General features: G+C 61.7%; 7 protein-coding genes. 1 reads left to right on the top strand and 6 read right to left on the bottom strand.

Features of this window, described 5'->3' with window-relative positions; translation table 11 throughout:
• Positions 1 to 204 (top strand): hypothetical protein (locus tag AC2FNC_RS19455; protein ID WP_496716365.1); only part of this gene is annotated, 204 nt, incomplete at its 5' end.
• Positions 205 to 306: 102 nt separating this feature from the next.
• Here AC2FNC_RS19455 and AC2FNC_RS19450 read toward each other — a convergent pair.
• The 6 genes from AC2FNC_RS19450 to AC2FNC_RS19425 all read right to left on the bottom strand — a co-directional run bounded on the left by AC2FNC_RS19450 (position 307) and on the right by AC2FNC_RS19425 (position 6,707).
• On the bottom strand, positions 307 to 1,731 hold the full coding sequence (locus tag AC2FNC_RS19450; RefSeq protein ID WP_480554432.1) for a gamma-aminobutyraldehyde dehydrogenase: 1,425 nt from the start codon (positions 1,729 to 1,731) through the stop codon (positions 307 to 309).
• Positions 1,732 to 1,749: 18 nt separating this feature from the next.
• Entirely contained in the window at positions 1,750 to 2,556 is an 807-nt protein-coding gene (locus tag AC2FNC_RS19445) for an ABC transporter permease (RefSeq protein ID WP_480521406.1), read from the bottom strand.
• The gene (locus AC2FNC_RS19440; protein ID WP_209598102.1) at positions 2,546 to 3,475 is read right to left on the bottom strand and encodes an ABC transporter permease; all 930 of its coding nucleotides are present in this window, start codon (positions 3,473 to 3,475) and stop codon (positions 2,546 to 2,548) included. Before AC2FNC_RS19440 ends, AC2FNC_RS19445 begins: the two co-directional genes overlap by 11 nt.
• Positions 3,468 to 4,457, bottom strand: coding sequence for an ABC transporter ATP-binding protein (locus tag AC2FNC_RS19435; RefSeq protein WP_480521408.1), 990 nt, complete (start codon positions 4,455 to 4,457; stop codon positions 3,468 to 3,470). The genes AC2FNC_RS19440 and AC2FNC_RS19435 overlap by 8 nt, the downstream gene beginning before the upstream one ends.
• A gap of 65 nt (positions 4,458 to 4,522) precedes the next feature.
• Complete coding sequence (locus tag AC2FNC_RS19430; protein WP_480521410.1) at positions 4,523 to 5,686, bottom strand: ABC transporter substrate-binding protein; 1,164 nt, start codon at positions 5,684 to 5,686, stop codon at positions 4,523 to 4,525.
• A gap of 112 nt (positions 5,687 to 5,798) precedes the next feature.
• Positions 5,799 to 6,707, bottom strand: coding sequence for a LysR family transcriptional regulator (locus tag AC2FNC_RS19425; protein ID WP_480521412.1), 909 nt, complete (start codon positions 6,705 to 6,707; stop codon positions 5,799 to 5,801).
• Positions 6,708 to 7,210: the final 503 nt, after the last annotated feature.

Genomic DNA, 7,210 nt, shown 5'->3' with positions numbered 1-7,210 from the left:
CTTTCCCGCACCGCAGCAAACGAGCAAAGCCTGACAAGAAAGGCACTCGCGCTCAGTTCGGTACGCCTCTCTCTGCGCCAGCAACACGTTGTTTTTCAACAATATCGGCTCAGTTCGGACGTTCGCCCGAATGTCGCGAGCGACCGCAATGCGGACCTTCCGGGCCTTGGACTCAGAATTGCGAACGGCGGCTTCCCCTGCTGAAGCGCCCAACTTTCCAAACGTCCGGACACCCCCGTTGCAAGGGGTGACGCGACGCTTTCCCAAGTGCCGAGTTGTTCAAGACCGGAAACTCCAGTTTCGCAGTCAATGCGCCACCATGATGTGTCTGACCGCAGTGTAATCCTCGAGCGCATACATGGACATGTCCTTGCCATAGCCCGATTGCTTGAGCCCGCCATGCGGCATTTCCGTTGTCAGCATGAAATGTGTGTTCACCCAGGTGCAGCCGTATTGCAGCCTGGCGGCGACATCCATCGCTCGGCCGATATTTCCGGTCCAGACCGACGAGGCCAGGCCGTATTGGCTGTCATTGGCCCAATCGACGACCGGGTCGTCCTCGGTGAACCGGGTGACCGAGACCACGGGGCCGAACACTTCGCGCTGGACGATTTCGTCTTCCTGGCGGGCGCCTGCGACGACGGTGGGTTTGTAGTAGAAGCCCGGCCCGTCCACCGTTGCGCCACCGGTGGCGATCTCGACATGCGAGAGGTCAGCGGCGCGCTGGACAAAGCTGGCGACCCGGTCGCGCTGGCGCGGCGAGATCAGCGGCGGGATCTCGTTCAGGCTGTCATCGGCATTGTTATAGACGATGCTGGCCGCTGCGTCGGACAGCTCGGCCACAAGGTTTTCATAGATCCCTGCGCCCGCATAGATCCGGCAGGCTGCGGTGCAGTCCTGCCCGGCATTGTAATAGCCAAAGGCCTTGAGCCCTTCGACCACCGCCGACAGGTCGGCATCGTCATAGACGATGACCGGAGCCTTGCCGCCTAGCTCCAGATGGGTGCGCTTGACGGTGCGCGAGGCGGCCTGAAGCACCTTTTTCCCCGTCGCCACATCCCCGGTGATCGAGACCATATCGACGCCGTCATGGTTGATCAGCGCGTTCCCGACCGAGCCGCCCTTGCCGGCGATCACGTTCACCACGCCTTCCGGCAGGATATCGGCTAGGATCTTGGCGAAAGCCAGTGCGGTCAGGGGCGTCTGCTCGGACGGTTTCATGACAACGGTGTTGCCGCCTGCAAGGGCCGGAGCCAGTTTCCAGGCCATCATCATGATCGGATAGTTCCACGGCGCAATCGAGGCGACGACGCCGATCGGGTCGCGGCGGATCATGCTGGTATGGCCCGGCAGGTAATTCCCGGCAATCGGCCCATGCATGTTGCGCACCGCGCCCGCGAAGAAGCGGAAACAATCCGCGACCGCCGGAATTTCGTCATTGCGCACACCGTCGATCGGCTTGCCGCAGTTCAGTGCCTCAAGCTGGGAGAGCATCTCCAGATTGGCCTCGACCGCATCCGCGATCCGCAGCAGATAGCCCGCGCGCTCGCCGGGGGTGGTCAGCGCCCAGCCGGTGAAGGCCGCGCGCGCCGCCGTGACGGCGCGGTCGATCTGCGCCGGGTCGGCCTCGGGGATCTGGACAATCACCTCGCCCGTGCGGGGGTTCAGGACCATTTCTTCCTGATCCGTGCCTGCTTCGAAAGAATTGCCAATCAGCATGTTGGTTTCCATCAGGGAGCCCTTTCTACTTTATTTGCCTTGCCCGGCCACGCTCTCCGTGCCGCGGGTCAGATAATATGCGCCGAGGATCGGCAGGAAGGTCACCAGCACCACGACCATGGCAACGACATTCGTCACGGGGCGCTGACGGGGGCGCACCAGCTCTTCCAACATCCAGATTGGGAGCGTCTGCTGCTGCCCGGCGGTAAAGGTGGTCACGATCACCTCGTCAAAGCTGAGGGCGAAGGCCAGCATGCCGCCCGCCAGAAGCGCCGTGGCGATATTGGGCAGGATGACATAGCGGAAGGTCTGGAAGGTATTCGCGCCCAGATCCATAGAGGCCTCGACCAGGCTGCCCGAAGTCCGCCGGAACCGCGCCACCGCGTTGTTGTAGACAACCACGATGCAGAAAGTCGCGTGGCCCAGGACGATGGTCCAGAAGCTGAACGGGATGTCCCCCAGGTTAAAGGCCGCCCGCAGCGAGATGCCGGTGATGATGCCGGGAAGTGCAATCGGCAGGATCACAAGCAGCGAGATCGTCTCGCGACCAAAGAACTTGGCGCGTGCCACGGCCGCCGCGCAGAGCGTGCCCAACAGAAGCGCGATCACGGTCGAGATGCTGGCAACCCGCACCGACAGGGAGAGAGCCTCCCAGACGTCCGGACGCTCCCAGGTGACGGCGAACCATTTCAGTGTCAGGCCGGGGGGCGGCCATTGATAGGATTTGTCCTCGGTCGTGAAGGCATAGACGAAGATCAACAGGATCGGCAGGTGCATGAAAGTCAGCCCCGCCCCTGCTGCGAGTTTCAGGCCGAAGGAGGCGCGGTCAGAGTGCATCGAAAGCCCCCTTTCGTTGTGCGACATAGAGATAGACGCCCATGATCAGGATCGGAACGATGGCAAAGGCGGCCGCAAGCGGAATATTCCCGGCCGTGCCCTGGAACTGATAGACCGCCTGACCGATCATCCTGGCCGAGGTGCCAACGATCTGCGGAATGATGTAGTCACCCAGCGTCAGCGAGAAGGTAAAGATCGACCCCGCAATGACACCCGGCAGCGCGAGCGGCAGCAACACATGGCGAAAGGTCTGGCCCGGCCGGGCGCCCAGGTCTCCGCTGGCCTCGAGCATCGAGGCCGGAACGCGCTCGAGCGCCGCCTGGATTGGCAAGATCATGAAGGGGATCCACACATAGAGGAACACAAGGAAGGTGCCGGTCCAGCTGACCGAAAGCGAGTTACCGCCCAGCACCGGGATCGAGAGGTAGGCCTCGAGCAGCCAGGTCAGGTGCAGCTCTGCAAAGACCCAGCTCAGGATGCCCTCCTTCGCAAGGATCAGCTTCCAGCTATAGACCTTGACCAGATAGCTGGACCAAAGCGGCAGCATCACGCCCAGATAAAACAGCGCCTTCCAGCGCCCACGCGCGAAACGCGCGGCGTAATAGGCGACCGGAAAGCCGATCACCGCGGCCGCGATGGTCACGCTGGTCGCCATCACCACGGTGCGCAGGATGATATCCAGATTGGCCGGGCGGAATAGCTCGCCATAAGTGCGCAGGGTGAATTCGTAATTGATCAGGCCCGAGAACTCGTCAATCGAGAAGAAGCTTTGCGCAAGCAGCGCAAAGAGCGACCCCAGATAGATCACGCCAAGCCACAAGGCGGGCGGGCCGATCAGCAGCAGAAGCAGAACCCGCGGCCTGCGCCAGAGCAGATCCGACAGGCGTCCGAACGCGCCGTTTGGGCGTGCGTCAGCCATTAGCGCCCTCCATCAGGTAAAGCGCATCGGCCTCCCAGGACAGGTGAACAGTCTGACCCGGCACCGGTATCTCTGCGCCTTTGGGCAGAAGAACGGCGACCTGTTCGCCATCCCAGTCCAGCGAAACACGGGTCGCCGAGCCCAGAAAGGCGCAGGACTGCACCGTGGCCGCCGGGCCTTCACTGGTCAGGCGGATCGCCTCGGGGCGCAGGCTGGCATGGGCCGATTTGCCGGTCAGTTTGCGGACCAGCTCTGGGTGGAGCACGTTGGAAGAGCCCACGAAATCCGCCACGAACGGCGTGTCGGGGCGGTCATAGATATCCTCGGGCGAGCCGATTTGCTGGATCTTGCCCTGATCGAAAACGGCAACCCGATCGGCCATCGACAAGGCTTCGCTCTGATCATGGGTGACAAAGACAAAGGTGATGCCCAGCTGCCGTTGAAGGCTTTTCAGCTCTTCCTGCATGGCCTCGCGCAGCTTGAGGTCCAGCGCGCCCAGCGGCTCGTCCAGCAGCAGAACCTTGGGGTTGTTGACCAGCGCACGGGCCAGCGCGACACGCTGACGCTGTCCGCCGGACAGGTCCGAGGGCTTGCGGCCGCCATAACCCGGCAGTGCGACAAGCTCCAGCGCCTCTTCGGCGGCGCGGCGGCGCTCGGCTTTGCCCAGCCCCTTGATCATCAACCCGTAGGCGACGTTATCGGTCACGCTGAGATGGGGAAACAGCGCATAGTCCTGAAAGACGGTGTTCACAGGGCGGCGATAGGGCGGCACGCGCGAGGATTCCGCTCCAAAAATCTCGATCTCGCCAGAGGTCGGCTGTTCGAACCCGGCGATCAGCCGCAGGCAGGTCGTCTTGCCCGAGCCCGACGGGCCAAGCATGGCAAAGAACTCACCGGGCGCAACCTCAAGGTCTACGCGGTCAACAGCTTTCACATTTCCGAAATGGCGGGAAACGCCGCGGAATCGGACGGCAGTAGTCATGGTGTCTCTCTAGGATAGCAGTCTGCCGCCCCGCAGGACCGGGACGGCAGAGGTTTCAGGTCAAATCAACGGCCGCCAATGACGCCGATATAATCCGAGACCCAACGATAGTAGGGCACACATTCGCCCTGGCTTTCACATTTACTGACCGGGGTCTGCCAGAACGCGATACGCTCGAAATCGTCAAAGCCGTTCTTGGTGCAGCCCTCGGCATTCTGCATGCCGCGGCCATCGGTACAGGCGGCGGGCACAGCCGGGTTGGCACCGAACCAGACCGACAGGTCGCTCATTAGGTTCGAGCTCAGCGTGTGTTCCATCCACATATAGGCACAGTTCGGATGCTCGGCATCGGCATGCATCATGGTGGTGTCGGCCCAGCCCGTTGCGCCCTCGACCGGGATGACCGAGGCGATCGGTGCGCCATCACCCTGCAGCAGGTTCACCTGGAACGGCCACGAGCCCGAGGCCGCCATGCCTTCGTTCTTGAAGTCGTCGATCTGGATGAAGGCGTCATGCCAGTAGCGGCCGACCAGCTTGCGCTGACCGCGCAGCAAATCCAGCGCAACCGCATATTGCTCTTCGTTCAGCTCGTAGGGCGATGTAATGCCCAGCTCCGGCTGGTGATGCATCAGGTAGAGCGCGGCATCGGCGATGTGGATCGGTCCGTCATAGGCCTGCACGCGGCCCGAGTTGCTCTGCCCGTCCGGCAGGGTCTGCTCTTCAAAGACCACATTCCACGAGGTCGGCGCGTTGCCGCCAAAGGCCTCGGTGTTATACATCAGCACGTTCGGGCCCCACATATAGGGCGTGCCGTAATGCTTGCCGTCGACGGTATGCCAGGGTGCGCTTTCCAGACGCGGGTCCAGAGTGCCCCAGGACGGGATCAGCGCCGGGTTGATTTCCTGAACCCGACGACCGGCAATCATGCGCAGCGACGCGTCGCCCGACGCGGTGACAAGGTCAAACCCGCCTTCGTTCATCAGCGCGACCATCTCGTCCGAGGTGTTCGCGGTTTTGACATTGACCATACAGCCAGTGGCGGCCTCGAAGCCGGTCACCCAGTCGAAGGCCTCCATCGTTTCGCCACGCTCGATATAACCGGGCCAGGCGACGATGCTGACTTGGCCTTCGCCCGCGCCGAGCGAGGTCATCATCTCGGCATAGACCGGCTGAGCTGCGATACCGACCGCAAAGGTCAGCATGGTGCAGGATTTCAGATAGCGTTTCATATCACTCCTCCCAAAGTTCGATATGTTTTTTGAAAGGATGCGCCCTGCGGCCAGATATCGCAAATTCAAAAATCAGATGGTTAGGTATCGTTTCTTCCGATGCCTGACACCGTCACCGGACCCCGGACGCGGTTAGTGTCTGCATCATCGTGATAAACTCGCGCGTGGCTTCGGACATTCCGGCGCCTTTGCGCCAGACCAGCCCGACCTGGACTACCGGCAACGTCCCGGAGACATCCCGGCTGACGATGCGATCGCCCTCCAGCGACCAAGGCCGATAGACCAGATCGGGCAGAATCGCGACGCCCGCCCCGGTTGCCACAAGCGACCGAACAGCCTCGACGCTGCGGGTGCGGAAGGCCAGCTTGGGCCGTTTACCAAAGGCCGAGAGTAGCTTGACCGCCTCCTGCTCCATCTCGTCGACATCCAGAACGATCAGGGGTTCATCCGCCACATCCGGCAGCGCGATGCTTTGCTGCTTGGCCAGCGGGTGGTCGATCGGCAGCCAGAGGCGGAAGGGCGACACCTCGAAAATTTCGGACTGAAGCGCGTGAACATTGCGCAGGTTGGTCGTCACCATGACAGCGACGTCCAACTCCCCGCCGACCAGAAGATGCTCCAGATATTCCCCGGTATCTTCGATGGCGGTCACCTCGACATCCGGATGAAGGCGCCGGAATTTCGACAGCATCTCGGACAAAACATAGCCCGCCGTCAGAGAGGTCACGCCAAGGTTCAACTGCCCGCCAACGCGCTTTGAACCCTCGGCCAGCACGCGGGTCGCATTCGCAACCTCCGCCAGGATCGCGGTGACGCTGCGCTGAAACCGCCGCCCCTCCGGCGTGATGTGTAGGCCGCGGGGGTGGCGCTCGAACAGCTTCACGCCCAAGATCGCCTCAAGATCCTTGATCGCCTCAGTCACCGCGCTCTGCGAGATCGACAGCGAATGCGACGCGGCGCTGATCGAGCCCATCTCGGCAGCCGCAGCGAAATACCTGATCTGTTTCAGCGTGAAAGACATGGCCCCAACCATGCACATTGCGGGACACAATTAGAATAGGAAACCATTTAGCCAATGGTTATTGCAAGTGGCGGCCACATCCCCTTTTGTGGCGGACGTTCTGGCCGAGAGTTCACGATTTTCGTATCCGGGATCGGCGGAGATGCACGATGGAACCAACTTCCCTATTGCCGTGAAATCGCAAAGCGGATGTTCGATCGCTACGCAACATCCGATGTTTTGGGCTCTTCTGAGACATCTGAGCGGTTTGGTCAGATGTCCGCAAAGCCGCACTTAGAAGCCATTCGAGACGACGGGACCGCGTGGCGAAGTCCGCTTAAGGACCTGGACGACCGCTCCTGCAGGAACCGGCCATTCGCTGCTGCAGCTTCCGATGTCTCATAAGCGGGACAAGGACGAAGCCGCTCGCGCGGCATTGGAGCCTGTGGCAGGCGTTTTGCATTGATCTGACCCCTGTGCATTTGGGAATGGGCGCGGCTGTCTGACGATTGGGACCTCTCAAT

The sequence above is a fragment of the Ruegeria sp. BHSA123 genome, from assembly GCF_059613425.1.
Note: the sequence above shows the minus strand (reverse complement) of the source record. Positions and strands in the feature narration are given on the sequence as shown.